Annotated in this window: 17 protein-coding genes; 7 read left to right on the top strand and 10 right to left on the bottom strand. The window is 56.7% G+C overall.

Annotated features, from left to right (window positions below):
• Positions 1-272: 272 nt before the first annotated feature.
• Positions 273-1,820 carry a YifB family Mg chelatase-like AAA ATPase gene (locus Q1J88_RS01595; protein WP_301115648.1) on the bottom strand — a complete coding sequence of 516 codons (1,548 nt, stop codon included), beginning with the start codon at positions 1,818-1,820 and terminating at the stop codon, positions 273-275.
• Between the two features lie 149 nt (positions 1,821-1,969).
• The gene (locus Q1J88_RS01590) at positions 1,970-2,230 is read right to left on the bottom strand and encodes an accessory factor UbiK family protein (protein WP_301115647.1); all 261 of its coding nucleotides are present in this window, start codon (positions 2,228-2,230) and stop codon (positions 1,970-1,972) included.
• A gap of 198 nt (positions 2,231-2,428) precedes the next feature.
• Between Q1J88_RS01590 and Q1J88_RS01585 the strand changes: the two genes are divergently transcribed.
• The 3 genes from Q1J88_RS01585 to Q1J88_RS01575 all read left to right on the top strand — a co-directional run bounded on the left by Q1J88_RS01585 (position 2,429) and on the right by Q1J88_RS01575 (position 4,773).
• Complete coding sequence (locus Q1J88_RS01585; protein WP_301115646.1) at positions 2,429-2,647, top strand: hypothetical protein; 219 nt, start codon at positions 2,429-2,431, stop codon at positions 2,645-2,647.
• A gap of 546 nt (positions 2,648-3,193) precedes the next feature.
• Positions 3,194-3,532 carry a P-II family nitrogen regulator gene (glnK, locus tag Q1J88_RS01580; protein ID WP_301115645.1) on the top strand — a complete coding sequence of 113 codons (339 nt, stop codon included), beginning with the start codon at positions 3,194-3,196 and terminating at the stop codon, positions 3,530-3,532.
• 14 nt (positions 3,533-3,546) lie between these two features.
• Positions 3,547-4,773, top strand: a complete 1,227-nt coding sequence (locus Q1J88_RS01575) for an ammonium transporter (RefSeq protein WP_301115644.1) — start codon at positions 3,547-3,549, stop codon at positions 4,771-4,773.
• Positions 4,774-4,830: 57 nt separating this feature from the next.
• Here the strand turns inward: Q1J88_RS01575 and ptsP are convergent, their stop codons facing one another.
• From ptsP to thrS, 6 genes are all read right to left on the bottom strand, one after another.
• The gene (gene ptsP, locus Q1J88_RS01570) at positions 4,831-6,588 is read right to left on the bottom strand and encodes a phosphoenolpyruvate--protein phosphotransferase (protein ID WP_301115643.1); all 1,758 of its coding nucleotides are present in this window, start codon (positions 6,586-6,588) and stop codon (positions 4,831-4,833) included.
• Between the two features lie 22 nt (positions 6,589-6,610).
• Complete coding sequence (locus Q1J88_RS01565) at positions 6,611-6,883, bottom strand: HPr family phosphocarrier protein (RefSeq protein WP_301115642.1); 273 nt, start codon at positions 6,881-6,883, stop codon at positions 6,611-6,613.
• A 54-nt stretch (positions 6,884-6,937) separates the two neighbouring features.
• Entirely contained in the window at positions 6,938-7,339 is a 402-nt protein-coding gene (locus Q1J88_RS01560; RefSeq protein WP_301115641.1) for a PTS sugar transporter subunit IIA, read from the bottom strand.
• 1 nt (position 7,340) lies between these two features.
• The gene (gshB, locus tag Q1J88_RS01555) at positions 7,341-8,297 is read right to left on the bottom strand and encodes a glutathione synthase (RefSeq protein WP_301115640.1); all 957 of its coding nucleotides are present in this window, start codon (positions 8,295-8,297) and stop codon (positions 7,341-7,343) included.
• A 61-nt stretch (positions 8,298-8,358) separates the two neighbouring features.
• Positions 8,359-8,907 carry a translation initiation factor IF-3 gene (gene infC, locus Q1J88_RS01550; RefSeq protein WP_301115695.1) on the bottom strand — a complete coding sequence of 183 codons (549 nt, stop codon included), beginning with the start codon at positions 8,905-8,907 and terminating at the stop codon, positions 8,359-8,361.
• Between the two features lie 36 nt (positions 8,908-8,943).
• Entirely contained in the window at positions 8,944-10,881 is a 1,938-nt protein-coding gene (gene thrS / locus Q1J88_RS01545; RefSeq protein ID WP_301115639.1) for a threonine--tRNA ligase, read from the bottom strand.
• A gap of 387 nt (positions 10,882-11,268) precedes the next feature.
• Between thrS and Q1J88_RS01540 the strand changes: the two genes are divergently transcribed.
• From Q1J88_RS01540 to Q1J88_RS01525, 4 genes are read left to right on the top strand one after another with little or no spacing between them, the layout of a single operon-like run.
• On the top strand, positions 11,269-12,390 hold the full coding sequence (locus Q1J88_RS01540) for an ABC transporter ATP-binding protein (RefSeq protein ID WP_301115638.1): 1,122 nt from the start codon (positions 11,269-11,271) through the stop codon (positions 12,388-12,390).
• Positions 12,387-13,451 carry an ABC transporter substrate-binding protein gene (locus Q1J88_RS01535; protein WP_301115637.1) on the top strand — a complete coding sequence of 355 codons (1,065 nt, stop codon included), beginning with the start codon at positions 12,387-12,389 and terminating at the stop codon, positions 13,449-13,451. Before Q1J88_RS01540 ends, Q1J88_RS01535 begins: the two co-directional genes overlap by 4 nt.
• Positions 13,436-14,677: an ABC transporter permease gene (locus tag Q1J88_RS01530; protein WP_301115636.1), complete on the top strand. Its 1,242-nt coding sequence runs from the start codon at positions 13,436-13,438 to the stop codon at positions 14,675-14,677. The genes Q1J88_RS01535 and Q1J88_RS01530 overlap by 16 nt, the downstream gene beginning before the upstream one ends.
• 15 nt (positions 14,678-14,692) lie before the next feature.
• Positions 14,693-15,601, top strand: coding sequence for an ABC transporter permease (locus Q1J88_RS01525; RefSeq protein ID WP_301115635.1), 909 nt, complete (start codon positions 14,693-14,695; stop codon positions 15,599-15,601).
• Between the two features lie 11 nt (positions 15,602-15,612).
• On the opposite strand, the gene Q1J88_RS01520 is transcribed toward Q1J88_RS01525, so the two are convergent.
• On the bottom strand, positions 15,613-16,239 hold the full coding sequence (locus Q1J88_RS01520) for a nitroreductase family protein (protein WP_301115634.1): 627 nt from the start codon (positions 16,237-16,239) through the stop codon (positions 15,613-15,615).
• A gap of 46 nt (positions 16,240-16,285) precedes the next feature.
• Entirely contained in the window at positions 16,286-17,122 is an 837-nt protein-coding gene (locus Q1J88_RS01515) for a fumarylacetoacetate hydrolase family protein (RefSeq protein ID WP_301115633.1), read from the bottom strand.
• Between the last annotated feature and the right edge of the window lie 80 nt (positions 17,123-17,202).

The following is a 17,202-nucleotide window of genomic DNA, read 5'->3' as shown; positions in this document are numbered from 1 at the left end:
CAGCGACAAAAAAACTGTGCCAATATTGCGCCACCAACTTAAAGTCATTTATTACCTTTTCCTGAAGGACCCAACCCCTTGCTTGCCAGGCACATCGGCGCACCAATGGTGCCCAATGGCCCGCCTATCGGACCCAACCGGCCGTATATAGGCCAGGTACCTGGCCGCTATAAATGCCTGTTGCGTTAAAGGGGCAGTTCCAGGAAAAGCTCTTGATTATACCCAGAATTTGCCTTTTTGTGCAGCTAGTTGAATGCATGCAGGTTCACTTTCTAGGAGGAGCGACGACATGTATCGTCGTCCCACGGCTGCCGAAATCCGGCGGCTTCGGCGATATGATCGCCGGAAATGGTGTCGTGCTCTGCCATATCCGCCAAACTGCGTGCCACCCGCATTACACGATGAACAACACGCCCCGACCAATGCCATCGGGCCATGGCCTCACGCAACAGGGTCTGTGCGTCTTGCGATAAAACACAATGCTGGTCAATTCCATCCACGTCGAGGTCGCCGTTAAGGCAAGCCTGTCGTGTCCACTGTCTGTCACGGGATTCCTGCACGCGCAGCCTGATTCGCTCAGAAGTCTCGGTCGCAGGTGCCGTCAACCATTTGCTTTCCAGCGCCGAAAGGCTAAGGCGCAAGTCGATACGATCCAGCAAAGGCCCCGAGATTCGGCCACGGTATTTGTCAATTCGGTCTGGCGTGCAGGAACAGCGCATACGTGAATGACCCAGCCAACCACAAGGACAGGGGTTCATGGCAGCAACCAGTTGAAAGCGAGCGGGAAAGCTCAATGTCATACTGGCACGAGCGATTGAAACCACGCCGGTTTCAATAGGCTCGCGGAGCGCCTCAAGCACCGGACGTTGAAACTCGGGCAACTCATCCAGAAACAGGACGCCGTGGTGGGCAAGGCTGATCTCGCCCGGCTTGGGGCGTAAACCTCCGCCTACCAGGGCCGGCATGGTTGCAGAATGGTGTGGCGCCCGAAAAGGAGGTTCCATGCTGAACCTGGGTTCCTTGCCTCCTATGCTGGCTAAAGCCGCAACCTCAAGTGACTGCTGGGTTGTCAGGGCCGGAAGGAGCCCCGGCAGCCGGTGCGCAAGCATGCTTTTACCGGCACCCGGCGGACCGGACATAAGCAGGCTGTGTCCGCCGCTGGCGGCAACTTCGAGTGCCCGGCGCGCTTGAGCTTGCCCACGAACCTGCGACATGCACATGAAAGAAGCGTCTGCCGCTTTCATGTGCACGGCCGACGCCAATGCAAGCGTGGCATCCTCACAAAAATGCTTCACCACCTGAGACAGACTACCCGCCTGATAAACGGACAGGTCGGGCACATGGGCCGCCATCCCCGCACTGGCGACCGGCAAGATCAACTTTGCCCCGGGAGTGGATTGCTTGACGGAAAGCGCAATCGCAAGGGGCGCTGCGATTGGTACGATGGCACCTGTCAACGACAGCTCGCCGGCAAAGACATAGTTGCTGAAATCGGGAGCGAGACCGCTCGCCGATGTGTCGTCGGGCTGTGCCATCTGACCCGATGCTGCCAGTACCCCGATAGCTATGGCCAGGTCGAAGCGACCGGATTCCTTGGGCAAGTCGGCCGGCGCCAGATTGACAGTGATGCGGCCGGCAGGAAATTCAAAGCCGCTGCTGATAATTGCTGACCGTACACGCTCGCGGCTTTCCCGCACACCGGTATCTGGCAGGCCCACAATGACAAACGAAGGCAGACCGGGTCCAACATGAACTTCAACCCGGACGGCAAAGCCCTGAAGCCCGCACAGAGCCTGGCTCGCCAGCACAGCCAAAGACATGGGAGCACACTCCATTGATGACAGATCAATTGCAGTATGCGTTGGCCTGCAGCGGCCCGGAACCCGGTTGAGAACTAAATGTCCGTGTGGAAAGCACAAATGGACATGAGTCAGGCCATGAAAATGGCTCAGGCCACGGGCATGGTCGGCTATTCGTCGGGTGCAGCGTTTAGCCTGGCAGAGGTTTCGAGGGCCTGCACCTTGGCCTCGAGTACTGAAATTCGTGCCAGGGCTCGTTCCAGCAACTGGGATTGTGTTTCGAACTCTTCTCGGGTAATGAGATCGAGGCGCGAAAATGTTTGCGACATCATGGCCTTTACGTTGCGCTCGATGTCCGCGGCCGGGCTCCTGGCAATCAGCTCGGATATATTCTTCTGAAACTCTTCAAAAAAATCGCTGCGGTTGGCCATGATGTGCTCCGGATAATCGTTGATACTCGTCTGGCTCTAGTGTAATGAATTGCCGTCAATTGCGCTGGCCAGTAGTGCTACGAAAAATGGACCGCAAGATTGCGGTCCATCCGTCAACCCGGCAATGAATGAAAGTTCAAAGCCTGGAAAGCATCTGCCAGTCCTGCGACTTACGATGCCGACTCGGTTGCGTCGCTCATGGAGCTGCTGGGAGGCGGCGCAGCGGGGGCACCAGAGTCAGGAGGCGTCATTGGGTCGGTGGGACTCGTCGAAGGGCTGGCTCCGGGGCTGGTCATCGGATCCGCAGGCGACGCAGCCGGAGGTGGTGCGGTGTCTGCAGGCGCTGCGGTGTCGTCTTCGTTCGAGCATGCAGCAAGCAGGCTGACTGATGCTGCCATAGCCATGACGGCCAGATAAGTGCGTGTTTTCTTCATGGGATTCCTCACTTTGTAGAGAGTCGCGGTCAGTAAAAAGCGAGCCCGATGCGACTGACGGTTTTGCAGCGGGCTTGTAACAACCGCCTTGGTTACAAGTCTAGCCACCGACTGTAGAACCCACGTGAAGCTAGTGTAATTCTCGATTACAACGCACACCCTGGCAAAACCCCTCAAAATGAGTGCAAGCCTATGCCGCACAGGCTTAAACGGTGGGTTCCGACTGCCCTGAGGCAACTACATCACGACACAAAACCCCCGCCCTGACCACGTTTTGTTACCCCCTGGCCCGTACCGCACAACAGTTTGCCATGCCTGCACCAGCCTGGTGCCCGCGCACCGGATCTGTGCGGGACGAGGCTTGGACACGTGGGCCGAGAGCCTTCTGCACGACCGGTTTTTAAAGCCAATCGCTTCAAGCGCACACAAATCATGGTTTTCATGCTCACGCGGTGCGTGGCAGACGTCGTTGAAATTGGCACAGTTGTTGCGTTAGCTGGAACGAACCCCTTACAAAAGGACTTCCCGCATGAAACTCATCACTGCAATCATCAAGCCATTCAAACTGGACGAAGTACGCGAGGCGCTCGGCGCCATCGGCATCCAGGGCATGACTGTCTCTGAGGTCAAAGGCTTCGGCAGACAAAAAGGACACACCGAACTGTACCGAGGTGCCGAATACACCGTCGATTTCCTTCCCAAGTTGCGGATCGATATGGCCGTATCGGAGGCGATGCTGGAACAAGCCATTGAAACGCTGTGTTCAGCCGCCCATACGGGAAAAATCGGTGACGGCAAGATTTTTGTCACCCCATTGGAACAAGCCGTGCGTATCCGCACTGGTGAGTCTGACGACGCTGCACTATAAGAGGAGAAACCATAATGGATAAAGCCGATTTCGTCTGGGTAAGCGTCTCGACGATACTAGTTCTACTGATGGTGGTACCGGGCCTTGCACTGTTTTACGGCGGCCTCGTTCGTTCGAAAAATGTGCTTTCGGTACTTGCTCAGGTACTGGGGGTGTTCTGTCTGGCGGTCATATTGTGGTTCATCTACGGATACTCCCTGGCTTTCACCGAAGGCAACTCGATTATCGGTGGATTCTCTCGCGTCCTGTTCGACGGTATTGCCCAACTGGGTTCAATGAACCTCGAACTGTCCGGAACCATTCCGGAATTGAGCTTCGCCTCTTTCCAGGCCACCTTTGCAGGCATTACTTGCGCCCTGATCGTAGGCGGATTCGCGGAACGCGCCCGGTTTGGCGCCGTGCTGCTTTTCGCTGCGCTCTGGATGACCTTTGGCTATCTGCCGATCGCTCATATGGTGTGGGCACCTGGCGGCTGGTTGTTCGAGCGCGGCGCACTGGATTTCGCGGGTGGCACAGTGGTGCACATTAACGCCGGTGTTGCGGGCTTGGTCGGCGCCTACTACATTGGCAGCCGTCTGGGTTATCGGCAAGAGGCCATGCCCCCGCACAACCTGCCCCTGACCATGATAGGCGCATCCTTGCTATGGGTGGGCTGGTTTGGGTTCAATGCCGGCTCTGCGCTCGGCGCGAACGAAGTAGCCGCCCTCGCCTTCTTCAACACACTGGTTGCCACGGCAGCCGCCGTCCTGGCCTGGCTCGCGGTTGAGTGGGTATCGAAAGGCAAACCCTCACTGTTAGGTGCGGCATCTGGCGCAGTCGCAGGACTTGTGGGCATCACACCTGCCGCCGGCCTGGTCGGCCCTGTCGGCGCACTGATCATCGGTGCGGTAACCGGTGCCGCATGCGTCTGGGGAGTTACCGGCCTGAAGCGTATGCTGCGCGCCGATGACGCACTGGACGTATTTGGCATCCACGGCGTAGGTGGAATCGTCGGTGCCATGCTCACCGGCCTGTTCAACGCCCAGGCTTTGGGTGGCCCGGGCCTCGAGTCGCTCAGCCAGGTGCCCTACCAGCTCTGGATCCAGTTCGAAGGCATTTTGATCACCGTGGTCTGGTGCGCCATCGTGTCATGGATTGCCTACTTCATCGCTGACAAGGTCTGCGGCCTGCGTGTCAGTGTGGAAGCCGAACGCCAGGGCCTGGATGTCTATGAACATGGTGAAACCGCCTACCAGCGATAGCAAGCCGGCTGACACCGTCCCTGCGGGCGGTGTCAGATATTGGTGCAAGCTTGAGGGTCAGCCCTGCAGCGAAGCCAAATCGATACGCTCGGCGCGATTCAGCGCCGATGCCACTTTGACACGCAGGGCATTTGAATGCGCCAGGCGAACTTCTTTTTTTACGTCAAGCAGCTGCTGCGGATGCATTGAAAACTCTTTAAGACCCAAGCCCAAAAGCATGCGGGTCATGGAAGCATCCCCGGCCATTTCGCCACACACTGCGACCGGTATCCCGCCACGATCCGCGGCATTGATGGTGTGCGCAATCAGGCGAAGTACAGCCGGATGCATCGGATCATACAATTCAGCCACCTCGCTGTCGCCACGATCAATGGCAAGCGTGTACTGGATGAGATCATTTGTACCGATCGACAGGAAATCCAGGGCGTCGACAAAAGGCTCAATGGCAATCGCCATAGCGGGAATCTCTACCATGGCCCCCAATGCCACATCGGAAGCATGCGGCACTTTGCGTACGTCAAGTTCGCGTGCCGCGGCGGCTACAGCCTGCTTGACCGCCCGGACCTCCTCCATGTTCGAGATCATCGGTATCAGAATCCTGAGCGGGCCATGCGCAGCGGCCCGCAACAGGGCGCGCAACTGCGTTGCAAATATTTCCGGATTGGCAAGACAATACCGAATCGCCCTCAACCCCAGTGCCGGATTGGTCGCCACCGCCAAGTCGCCGTCTAGCGTCTTGTCAGCCCCGATATCCAGGGTACGAATCGTGACGGGACGTCCTTTCATGGTCTTCACGACCGACGCATAGGCCTGATACTGCTCTTCTTCCGTGGGAAGGCTCTGACGTCCCATAAATAGAAATTCACTTCGGAACAGGCCGATACCATCGGCACCCGCCTGAATGGCAGCCTCGGCTTCTTCGGGCAACTCTATATTTGCCTCCAGCTTGACGGCCATACCGTCCAGCGTCACAGCTTCAGCGTCTCGTAACAGACCGAGTTCGGCACGAGCATCTGCGTAGGCGCTTTGCCGACGGATGTACTCTTGCAAAATGAAATCTGGCGGGTTCACCATTACAGAACCCGTCATACCGTCGACGATCAGCATGTCGCCATCCCGAACCAGGCCACGGATATTGCCAATGCCGACGATCGCGGGTACGTTCATGCTTCGCGCCACAATGGCGGTGTGGGAGGTGGCACCTCCCAAATCCGTCAAAAATGCTGCAAAGCGGGCACCTCGCAAACGAAGCATGTCCGCGGGGGAAATATCGCGGGCTACAACGATCAGGGGCTCTCCATCGTGACCAGCCTCCAGCTGGGGCAACAAGGCCGTACTACCCGACAGCACTCGCAGGACACGCTCTATGACCTGGCGGATGTCGGCTGCGCGTTCGCGCAAGTATTCGTCGTCCATCACCGCAAACTGCTCGGCCAGGACCTGGCCCTGAGTGGTCAGCGCCCACTCGGCGTTATAGTGCCGTTCGGCAATCAGGTCGCATGCCTGTTGCGCAAGCATCGGGTCATCAAGCAGCAGACTGTGGACTGTAAGTAAAGCCGCCATCTCGCGCGGCGCATCGGCCGGCAGGTTGCGCACCATGTTCTGCAGATCATCTCTGGCGTGCGCCAGTGCCGTCGTCAGGCGTTCGCATTCTCCGGCCACATCTTCGGGCTGGATGCGATAGTGAGCCACTTCAAGGGCCGCTGCACTCATGACTGCAGCCCGCCCGATTGCATACCCTTTGACCACGCCTTGTCCGCGCATGCAGATCATGGCATTCAGTGTCGTAGAAGTTGACTCGACAGACGAATTCATGGGCGGTTCAATGGCTTGCGACTTACTCGTGTTCGCCGAATTTATTGGCGAACAGATTCTGAATTTCAGCAAGGGCGCGGTCGGCATCCGGGCCTTCGGCGTCAATGGTGACGGTCACTCCCAATCCGGCCGCCAGCATCATTACACCCATAATGCTTTTGGCGTTGACACGTTTGCCGTTGCGTGCAATGTGAATTTCGCAGTTGGTAAAGCTGGACGCGAGCTGGGTGAGTTTGGCAGCAGCACGGGCGTGCAGCCCCAGTTTATTGCTTATTACGATATCTACTGCGGGCATGTTCTATTCTTATGTGGTGAGTACGTTGAAGGCCGGTAAACGATAGCGGCCGGCTCATGAAAAACAGTCGGCGCGCACGACGCCCTTCAAGGCGCCCTGTCGCACTTTCTCGCTCAGGGCTTCAGGATTGTCCTGATTATCAGTCAGTGCCTTGAGCACCATGCACAGATTGGCGCCTGTCACCAGCGCCACGTCCATACCACGATCCGTAAGGTTTCGAACGGTGCGACTGGCAATGTTAAAGGGAGTCGCACCGTATATGTCGCAAAGAATCAATGCGCCCTGGCTCTGATATGGGCTTAGGAGGTGCTCCAGCCGACGCGATGCCTCTTCGGGAGGGTCGTCTGCCTGTACATCGAAAACAAGAATTTCCGGTTCATGACCCAGGATATGGGCAGCGCACTGGGCAAACGCGTTACCCAGCGGAGCGTGCATCACAAGGGCCAGACGGACCATGTCAAGCTCCCACCGCTTGCTCGAGTGCTATGGCGAAAGTTTGAGCGACATCGCAATCCGTCTGCTCGGTAATTTCTACAAAACAGGTGGGACTGGTGACATTGACCTCGGTAAGATAATTGCCGATGACATCCAGGCCAACCAGCAGCAAACCGCGCTGGGCCAAAATGGGCCCCAGGGTACGCGCGATTTCATAATCTCTTTCGGTCAGGGGTTGAGCCACCCCGCGGCCGCCGGCCGCGAGATTGCCACGCGTCTCGCCCGCCAGCGGAATGCGCGCCAGAGCGTATGGAATTGGCTCTCCGTCAATAAGCAGGATGCGTTTGTCACCGGCCACAATTTCGGGAATATACCGCTGGGCCATGATGGTACGCGTACCATGCTCGGTCAGGGTTTCAAGGATGGCGCCCAGGTTGGGCTCGGCTTTTTGCAAGCGGAAAATGCCGGTTCCACCCATTCCGTCCAGAGGCTTGACAATCACGTCCTGGTGTTCGGCATGAAACACACGCAAACGATCCATATCGCGCGTCACCAGGGTTGGAGAAGTGAACTGCGCAAACTCGGTGATCGTCAGCTTTTCGGGATGATTCCTTATGGCGCCTCCCGAATTGAAGACCCGCGCGCCCTGCTTCTCGGCGAACTCAAGCAAATGCGTCGAATACAGGTACTCAATATCGAACGGGGGGTCCTTGCGCATCAGTACCGCATCAAAGGCATTGAGGGGTACGTCGGAGCGTGCCCCTTCGCGCCACCAGGCTGCCTGGTGCAGATCCGCACCCTCGAGCAATTCGATTGCGAGGCTCTGCACCTTGACGACACCTTCGTCAATGTACAGGTCTTGCTGCAGGGCCACACTGAGCGAGTGACCTCTGGCAACCAGAGCACGCATCATTGCAACAGACGAATCTTTGTATGCCTTTAACGAAGGCAAGGGATCGATAATGAACAATACGTGCATAGAAAAACCCTACGTAGGCACAGGCCGCCGGGCATAGGCGGCCTGTGCCTGGTGGTGAAAATCAGGAAGCGGAATCGCCTTGCTTGCCGGGGGCCTTCTTGCGTGGCGCCAGCACCATCACCATCTGGCGTCCCTCGAGTTTGGGCATGGCCTCGACCTGGATCAGTTCGCCAAGATCGTCGCGTACGCGCTCAAGCACACGCATGCCAAGTTCCTGGTGAGCCATTTCACGACCGCGGAACCGCAGTGTGACCTTGGCTTTATCGCCGTCTTCGATGAATCGACGCAGGTTGCGCAACTTGACCTGGTAGTCGCCTTCATCCGTGCCGGGACGAAACTTGACCTCTTTGACCTGAATGGTTTTTTGCTTGGCCCGGGCCTCGGCCTGGCGCTTTTGCTCTTGGTACTTGAACTTGCCGTAATCCATGAGCCTGCACACAGGCGGCGAGGCATTGGGAGCAATCTCGACCAGGTCAACTTCGTTTTCTTCTGCTAGACGGAGAGCTTCGGGTGTTTTTACGATGCCCAGCTGTTCACCGTCCAGGCCTATAAGACGCACCTCGGGGATACGAATTTCACCATTGATGCGATGTGCTTTATCGGTTGCGATATCTACGACTCCTAGAGTTGATGAAGAAAGGCGGCGTTACGCCGCGCCGACATTACGTCGTGTTGCAACGTCTTCTGCAAGACGCTGCGAAAACTGTGCCAGAGGCATGCTGCCCAGATCGCCACCAGAGCGGACCCGGACCGCGACGGTGGCAGTGTCGCGTTCTTTTTCACCCACTACCAAAATGTAGGGAACTTTCTGCATGCTGTGTTCCCTGATTTTACGGGTGATCTTTTCGCCGCGCAAATCTGCGCTAACCCTAAACCCTTGTTTTTTCAGGGTTCGGGCAACTTCGGCGGCATATTCGGCGAAATTCTCTGAAATACAGCAGACGACGGCCTGTTGTGGAGCCAGCCACGGGGGCAATGCACCGGCGTGGTTTTCGAGCAAAATGCCGATAAACCGTTCGAATGAACCCAGTATGGCGCGGTGAAGCATGACCGGCGTCTTGCGCTGGTCATTGGCATCGACATACTCGGCGCCAAGCCGCTGGGGCATCGAGAAATCGACCTGGATAGTGCCACACTGCCAATGACGGCCGATTGCATCCTTGAGCGTGTACTCGATCTTTGGCCCATAGAAGGCGCCTTCGCCTTCGGAGATCTCAAACTGGCATCCGGTACGATTCAGGCTATCGATAAGAGCCTGTTCGGCCTTGTCCCAGACCTCGTCCGAACCGATGCGTTTTTCGGGTCGGGTAGCGACCTTGTACAGAATCTCGTCAAAACCAAAGTCGGCATACACTTTTTGCAACTGAGCAGTAAACGCCGCGCATTCATCCTGCAATTGATCTTCGGTACAGAAGATGTGACCGTCGTCCTGCGTGAAACCGCGCACGCGCATCATGCCGTGCAGCGAACCCGAAGGTTCGTTGCGGTGGCACTGGCCGAATTCACCGTAACGGATGGGCAATTCGCGATATGAGTGCAAACCGGCGTTGAATATCTGCACATGCCCTGGGCAATTCATCGGCTTCAGGCCGTAACTACGGTTTTCGGAATCGGTCGTAAAGATATTTTCGGCGTAGTTGTCCCAGTGCCCGGTCTTCTTCCATAAGGAAAGGTCAAGAATCTGCGGTGCCTTGACCTCTTGATAGCCGTTTTCAAGATAAACGCCGCGCATGTACTGTTCAACCTGTTGCCAGATAGTCCAGCCCTTCGGGTGCCAGAAAATGAGGCCTGGTGCCTCGTCCTGAAAATGGAAAAGGCCTAGCTCCCGGCCCAGCTTGCGATGATCTCGTTTTTCGGCCTCTTCGAGCATTGTCAGGTAAGCGTTCTGATCTTCCTTGCTTGCCCATGCAGTACCGTAGATGCGCTGCAACATCTCGTTTTTGCTGTCGCCGCGCCAATAGGCACCAGCCACCTTCGTCAGCTTGAAGACCTTGAGCTTGCCGGTGGAAGGCACGTGAGGACCCCGGCACAAGTCGATGAAGTCACCTTCGCGGTACAGGCTGATTTTCTCGTTGCTGGGGATTGAGGCAATGATTTCAGCCTTGTAGTGTTCGCCGATGCTGCGGAAGAACTCAACCGCCTCGTCACGATCCCACTCCTCGCGCGTTACGACTTCGTCCTTGCGAGCAAGCTCGGCCATCTTCGTTTCGATAGCTTGCAGATCTTCGGGAGTGAACGGCCGCTTGTAAGAAAAATCGTAGTAAAACCCGTTTTCGATGACCGGGCCGATAGTAACCTGCGCCTCGGGAAACAGCTCTTTGACCGCGTAGGCCAGCAAGTGCGCAGTGGAATGCCGGATAAGGTCGAGACCTTCGGGATCTTTGGCCGTGATAATCGCCAATTCGGCGTCCTGCCCGATAACGAAGCTGGTGTCGACGAGCTTGGGTTCCTGGCCGGGGAGCGTGACGCGGCCCGCCAATGCGGCGCGCCCCAACCCGGCGCCAATCGCACTGGCAACTTCGTGGACGGTAACCGGCCCGGGAAACTCTCGGCGGGAACCATCGGGCAGGGTAATCTGAAGCATAGATGATCCTAAAAACAAAAAACGCGGCCTTTGCCGCGTTTTATGGAAGAGTACTGCTGAAGGGTGTTGGTGATCGATACGCGGCGACGACTAACAAGCCGTTGTCGTAGTTCGTTCGAGCTGCAGGCGCATGGATTTTCGACCCCTTTTCATGAAGCAACTAGTGTAACACCTACAGGGCGATTTTCCGGTAATGGTGCTGCGGTACGCGCTTCTTCAGGTCATCATCCGGTGTAAGAGCAGTGTTTTGTTGTTTATTTCCCACCCTCAACCGGGGGAAACCCCGCTTTCATCGCCCCGACTTAATTGTTATTCTCTGCAACACAATTACGCGCAGGGTCTTATTCTCGGAGGAACACCCGCAGCGACCGTCGACCAGGACAACCGATGCCAAACACCGAAAACGCGTTTCTCAAGTTTTCCAATGTCCGCAAAACCTATGATCAAAAAAGTCTGGTGGTCGACGACTTCAACCTCACTGTAAATCAGGGCGAATTCATTACCTTGCTCGGTCCCTCGGGATCGGGAAAGACCACCGTGCTCATGATGCTGGCAGGCTTTGAAAATGTCACCGGTGGCCAGATAACCATTAATGGCAGCCCGATCACGCAGATACCCCCGCATAAGCGAAACATCGGCATGGTCTTCCAAAACTATGCCTTGTTTCCTCATATGACAGTGGCCGAAAACCTGGCTTACCCCCTGAAGGTCCGGAGTCTGCCAAAGCCTGAAATTCGTCATCGGGTAATCGAGTTTCTGCGACTGATCGAGCTCGAGCCGTTTGCCAACCGTCATCCCGGCCAGCTTTCAGGCGGGCAGCGCCAGCGGGTGGCGTTGGCACGTGCCCTCATTTTCGAACCAACACTGGTGCTCATGGATGAACCCCTCGGAGCACTCGATAAGAAACTGCGTGAACAGATGCAGTTCGAAATCACGCGCCTGCATCGTCGCTTGGGCTTTACCGTCATTTACGTCACGCACGATCAGTCCGAAGCGCTGACAATGTCCAGCCGTATCGCCGTATTCAATTCGGGCAAGGTCCAGCAGTACGCCACCCCCGACGCGTTGTACGAGCAACCTGCCAACGCATTTGTCGCCAGCTTCATTGGCGAGAACAACCTGATCACTGCCGGCCGGCCTGTTCTGGATGGTCGTGACACTGTTACCACCACCCTGCCAGACGGAACCCCGCTTGTTGCACGGAACGGTGATTGTAGTGCCACAAGCCGTCGATGCGTTGTGTCGATACGGCCTGAAAAGCTGGCCATTGTTCGCGAATCCCGGCAGTTTGATAACCAGGTTGCTGCAAGCTTCATGGCCAGACATTACGTCGGCGACTTCATTCGCTACTACTTTCAATTGGCTGGCGGCGGCCGAGTTGTGGTGAAGCTTCTCAACGACGCTCGTGCTCCCAAGCTTCAGGAAGGCCAGTTCGCCAATCTGGGGTGGATGGCGCGCGACAGCTATGCTTTTCAATCTGACGCACCGAATCAAGGAGACCAAGCATGAAGCACACCGCCCTATCGCTGCTGGGAACCGCCGTATTGGGCGTGGCACTAGCCAGCCCGGTCACGGCCCAGGAAGCACTCACCGTCGTATCGTTTGGGGGGGCCTACGGGGCAACCCAAAAAAAACACCAAATAGACCCCTATGTGGCCGAAACGGGAAAACGGGTCATATTCGAGACCTACAGCGGAGGCATCGCTGAAATGAAGGCGCAGGTGCAGTCAGGCAACATTCAGTGGGATGTGGTGGACATGGAAACCATCGATCTGGAGCGCGCCTGCTCCGAAGGCCTGCTCGAACTCATTCCCAGGGATATTTTGCTACCCGGGGACGACGGCACCCCTGCCGAACAGGACTTCATCCCGCAAGCTCTCGAAAGCGAATGTGCCGTGGCAGAAATCGTTTACAGCACCATATACGCCTATAACGACAAGACGATCGGAGCCAACCGGCCCACCACGGTCGAGGATTTTTTCGACACCCGGAAATTTCCAGGTAAGCGCGGGCTTCGCAAGCGTCCCCAGTTTGTAATGGAATGGGCGCTGATGGCTGACGGAGTACCCGACGAGGACATTTACAAGGTACTGGCAACACCCGAGGGCCAGGCACGCGCGTTTGCCAAGCTCGATACCATCAAGGACGATGTCATCTGGTACGACAGTTGGTCCCAGGCGCCACAGATGCTCAATGACGGCGGTGTGGTAATGATCCAGGTGGCAAACGGACGAATCTTCGACGCGATTCGCAACGAGAACAAGCCATTTACCATTGTGTGGGATGGCAATATGTACGACCTGGGCGCCTGGACAGTTCTCAAGGGAACTCCAAAACTTGAGCAGGCACTGGACTTCATCCGCTTCACCACCAGCACCAAGGCCTTGGCAGGCTTTCAGGACGTTGCGTACGGCCCTCCCCGAAAATCATCGCTGGCCTTGGTTGATCCGGCTGTACTGCAGCATCTGCCCAGCGCCCACATGGATGAAGGCGTCCAGGTCGACCCCGTATTCTGGGCTGATTACGGCGAGACTCTATCCGAGAAGTTCAACGAGTGGCTGCTGAAATAACACTCAGCTCGTCAGAGCTTCGGGCGGAACGCGCCGAGCTGCGGCGGCGCCGGCGCGCCGCCTTGTTGCTGGTGGCGCCGTTGCTGGCCTTTGTGCTGGTTGCTTTCTTTACCCCGATAGCCAGCATGCTGTATCGCAGCATCTATAACCCGACGCTTGCCGAGCTGATTCCCAATACGCTTGAACAACTTTCAGACTGGGATGGCAGATCGTTGCCCCCAACCGAAGCGTATGCCGCCATGGCAGCCGAGCTCAAACTGCTTTCCGGACAACGCAAGGCAGGAGTTCTTGCCGCATCGGTAAACCAGGCCTATCCGGGGGCATCGAGCCTGATCAACGCCTCGGCCCGGCGCATGCGCAACCTTGAAGATAACCTGGCTCCCGTTCTGGCCGCGGGTGCCTTGCGGGAGGCCGATTCGCGGTGGGACCAACCCGATCTCTGGCGGGCTGTAAAGCGTGCCGGCGAAGTCTATACCGTCAGCCACTATCTTACGGCCCTGGACCTTGAACGCAACTCCAAGGGTGAAATTGGCCAGCGTGAGTCCGCGCGTATTTATGTTCAGCTGTATACGCGTACTCTGGGTATGGCGTTGGCCATAACCCTGCTATGTATCGCACTTGGCTATCCGCTGGCGTATTACTTGTGCCGCGCACCGAAGCGCGTCGCCGGCTTGCTTCTGGCCATGGTTCTACTGCCGTTCTGGACTTCGTTGCTGGCACGTACCACCGCGTGGATTGCCCTGCTTCAACCACACGGCATCATAAATTCGGTGCTTCTGTGGCTGGGCGTCATTAGCCGGCCACTTGAGCTTCTGTACACAGGGACCGCGACAGTCATCGTCATGACGCATATTTTGCTTCCGTTCATGGTGCTGCCGCTATATAGCGTCATGCGCGGGATCGACCCCAGCTACCAGCGCGCCGCACAATCACTGGGCAGTACACCGTGGTCGGCCTTCTGGCGGGTGTTCTTGCCACTAAGCATGCCCGGCCTTAGTGCCGGCGCGCTGCTGGTATTCATCATCTCGATCGGCTACTACATCATTCCTGCGCTTGTTGGAGGAACCGACGGGCAAATGATTTCCAACATCATCGCGTTTCATATGCAGCGCTCCAATAACTGGGGCCTGGCTGCAGCGTTGGGCTCTTTACTGCTTGTGGTGATCGTCATCCTTTACTGGGTCTACGACAAGTTGGTGGGCGCAAGTAAGCTGAAGCTGACGTAATTCAAATCGAGAATCATGCGCAAGTCGATGAGTCCGAACCAGGATACCAGGCACTCCATACCGCGAAACGATCTCAGGCTTCAGCCCGGGCCGGGCCAACTTGCAAGCCAGGCGGTTGGCCGGTGGGCGCTTCGCATCGCCGCATGGGGTGCGCTCGCGTTCCTGATGGTTCCCATCCTGGTTGTGATCCCCCTGTCTTTCAATGCGGAGCCATTTTTCAGCTTCACGCCTGGAATGCTACGCCTGGAAACTGGTGCTTATTCGACAAAGTGGTACAACGCGGTGTTCGAGAGCAACATCTGGCTCATGGCAATTCGAAACAGTCTTGTAATCGGGCTGAGTTCCACAGCTATTGCCACTGTCTTGGGAACAGTGGCCGCCTTGGGGTTATCCAGCCCCGACATGCCCTGGCGGCGCCCCATCACGGCGCTATTGCTGGCACCGATGATCGTACCCCTGATTATCGTCGCTGCCGGCATGTTCTTCTTTTTCACCCGATTCAATCTGGTGGCCACCTTTCCGGGGGTGATCATTGCCCATGCTGTGCTGGGAGTCCCTTTTGTTGTCTTGACAGTCACTGCCACTTTATCCGGCTTTGACCGCTCGCTTTACCATGCAGGCCTGAACCTGGGGGCCTCTCCGGTACGCGCCTTTATCGACGTTGTGGTGCCGGTCATACGGCCGGGAGTGATTTCCGGCGCCCTGCTTGCGTTCGTGACTTCTTTCGATGAGGTCGTATTGGTACTGTTTCTTGCCGGCCCGGAACAAACCACCATTCCCCGACGCATGTTCTCGGGCCTGCGCGAACAGATCAATCCCAGTATTTTAGCGGTGGCAACTTTGCTGATCCTGATGTCGATCTGCCTGCTGCTGGTACTCGAACTGTTGCGCCGCAGGTCAGAACGAATCAGGGCCGGCAAATAAGCACGTACGCGTCAAAACGAACCACAAGTATTAAACGATAGCGCCTCGTCGACGGTCAGGCGGGGTTTTCGGGCCGGGTTACCCGGCAGCGCGTAACCAACGGCTATCAGCAACACGACCACATAGCGGTCAGGAATATTGAATTCCGCCTTAACCTTGTCGGCCTCAAAACCGATCATCGGCCCACAACCGTATCCCTTGGCATGGGCTGCCAACATGAGGTTCATCGCCGCCAGCGATGCTGAACGTATGGCTTCTTCATGAATGCGTTGCCGGCCGACGCTGTAATAATCCCGGGCCCCTTTGATCATTTTGGCCCCTACTGGCTCGGGCACCACCCCTTGACGCATGGCACGCTCTATTAGCTCGGGATGCTTGTCAAGCGCCCCGAGATCGCCCAGGATAATAAACGTTGCTGCGGCGTCAGCCACTTTGGGCTGATTCCATGCCGCCGCCTTGAGTCGCTCTTTGGCTTGCGGGTCGGTTACAGCGATGAGCCGCGTTTGCTGCAAGTTAAACGATGAAGGCGCCTCGAGAGCGAACTCTGCCAACTCTTTGATTTCGGCGTCGGACAAGGATTTTTCCCTGTCAAAAAACTGGGTGGTGGTGCGAGTCTTTATTGCGTCGAGCACATCCATAGGGTCTCCTTGATGTAACGGCAACATGGGAAAGAACGGACCAGGACTAGACCACTTTTTGCGTCTGGGTGCCCAGTTGCTCGATACTCAAGGTGACCAAATCGCCCTTCTTCAGGAATTGCGGCGGCTTCATTCCCAAGCCTACGCCAGAGGGGGTGCCCGTGATGACGACATCACCCGGAAGAAGGGTCATGAACTGGCTCAAATGGGAGACGATTTCGGCCACCGTGAAAATCATATCGGCCGTATTGCTTTTTTGCCGCGTTTCACCATTGACCTTGAGCTCCATTTCAAGCGTTTGCGGATTTGGAATCTCGTCGGTGGTGACCAGCCACGGGCCTATTGGGCCAAACGTGTCAAAGCTTTTTCCTTTTGTCCACTGCCCGCCTCGCTTGATCTGCCAATGACGCTCGGAGACATCGTTGGCGAGACAATATCCGGCAACATAATCAAGGGCCTGATCGACCGGCACTTTGCGCGCCGTAGTGCCCATGACAAAACCCAGTTCTATTTCCCAGTCACATTCTTGGGATCCATCTGGCAGGACAATGTCGTCATTGGGACCAGACAGCGACGTAATGGCCTTGGTAAACACCACTGGCTCTTTGGGAATGTCCATTCCGGCTTCTTCAGCATGCTTGCGATAATTCAGCCCGATAGCAAGAAACTGACGTACTCCGCTGATGGGCGTACCTAGCCTGACCGAACTGCTGACCACGGGGAATGCTTCAAGATTGACCGCCCGCAGGGCTTTGAGGCGGTCTGGCGCCAGCCATTCGGGGGTAAGGTCGGGCACCAGGCTTGATAGATCACGGATGCCGCCCTGAGCATCAAGTGCGCCCGTCTTTTCTTGCCCAACCGGGCCAAATCGCAGTAGTTTCATCGTTCCTCCTGATTGTTATTCGTCGATGCTTTGCAGTATAAGCGGAAGCGATACGTCCGCTTGTCATGCGCGCTTCATCG

This window comes from Pusillimonas sp., from assembly GCF_029263785.1.
GTDB lineage: Bacteria > Pseudomonadota > Gammaproteobacteria > Burkholderiales > Burkholderiaceae_B > Pusillimonas.
The sequence above is the reverse complement of the archived record's forward strand: the minus strand, read 5'-3'. Positions and strand labels throughout refer to the sequence as shown.

Excerpts from the sequence above, each read along its gene's own strand:
- Q1J88_RS01595 (WP_301115648.1), bottom strand. The coding sequence starts at position 1,820 with ATGTCTTTGGCTGTGCTGGCGAGCCAGGCTCTGTGCGGGCTTCAGGGC.
- Q1J88_RS01590 (WP_301115647.1), bottom strand. The coding sequence starts at position 2,230 with ATGGCCAACCGCAGCGATTTTTTTGAAGAGTTTCAGAAGAATATATCC.
- Q1J88_RS01585 (WP_301115646.1), top strand. The coding sequence starts at position 2,429 with ATGGAGCTGCTGGGAGGCGGCGCAGCGGGGGCACCAGAGTCAGGAGGC.
- glnK (WP_301115645.1), top strand. The coding sequence starts at position 3,194 with ATGAAACTCATCACTGCAATCATCAAGCCATTCAAACTGGACGAAGTA.
- Q1J88_RS01575 (WP_301115644.1), top strand. The coding sequence starts at position 3,547 with ATGGATAAAGCCGATTTCGTCTGGGTAAGCGTCTCGACGATACTAGTT.
- ptsP (WP_301115643.1), bottom strand. The coding sequence starts at position 6,588 with ATGAATTCGTCTGTCGAGTCAACTTCTACGACACTGAATGCCATGATC.
- Q1J88_RS01565 (WP_301115642.1), bottom strand. The coding sequence starts at position 6,883 with ATGCCCGCAGTAGATATCGTAATAAGCAATAAACTGGGGCTGCACGCC.
- Q1J88_RS01560 (WP_301115641.1), bottom strand. The coding sequence starts at position 7,339 with ATGGTCCGTCTGGCCCTTGTGATGCACGCTCCGCTGGGTAACGCGTTT.
- gshB (WP_301115640.1), bottom strand. The coding sequence starts at position 8,297 with ATGCACGTATTGTTCATTATCGATCCCTTGCCTTCGTTAAAGGCATAC.
- thrS (WP_301115639.1), bottom strand. The coding sequence starts at position 10,881 with ATGCTTCAGATTACCCTGCCCGATGGTTCCCGCCGAGAGTTTCCCGGG.
- Q1J88_RS01540 (WP_301115638.1), top strand. The coding sequence starts at position 11,269 with ATGCCAAACACCGAAAACGCGTTTCTCAAGTTTTCCAATGTCCGCAAA.
- Q1J88_RS01535 (WP_301115637.1), top strand. The coding sequence starts at position 12,387 with ATGAAGCACACCGCCCTATCGCTGCTGGGAACCGCCGTATTGGGCGTG.
- Q1J88_RS01525 (WP_301115635.1), top strand. The coding sequence starts at position 14,693 with ATGCGCAAGTCGATGAGTCCGAACCAGGATACCAGGCACTCCATACCG.
- Q1J88_RS01520 (WP_301115634.1), bottom strand. The coding sequence starts at position 16,239 with ATGGATGTGCTCGACGCAATAAAGACTCGCACCACCACCCAGTTTTTT.
- Q1J88_RS01515 (WP_301115633.1), bottom strand. The coding sequence starts at position 17,122 with ATGAAACTACTGCGATTTGGCCCGGTTGGGCAAGAAAAGACGGGCGCA.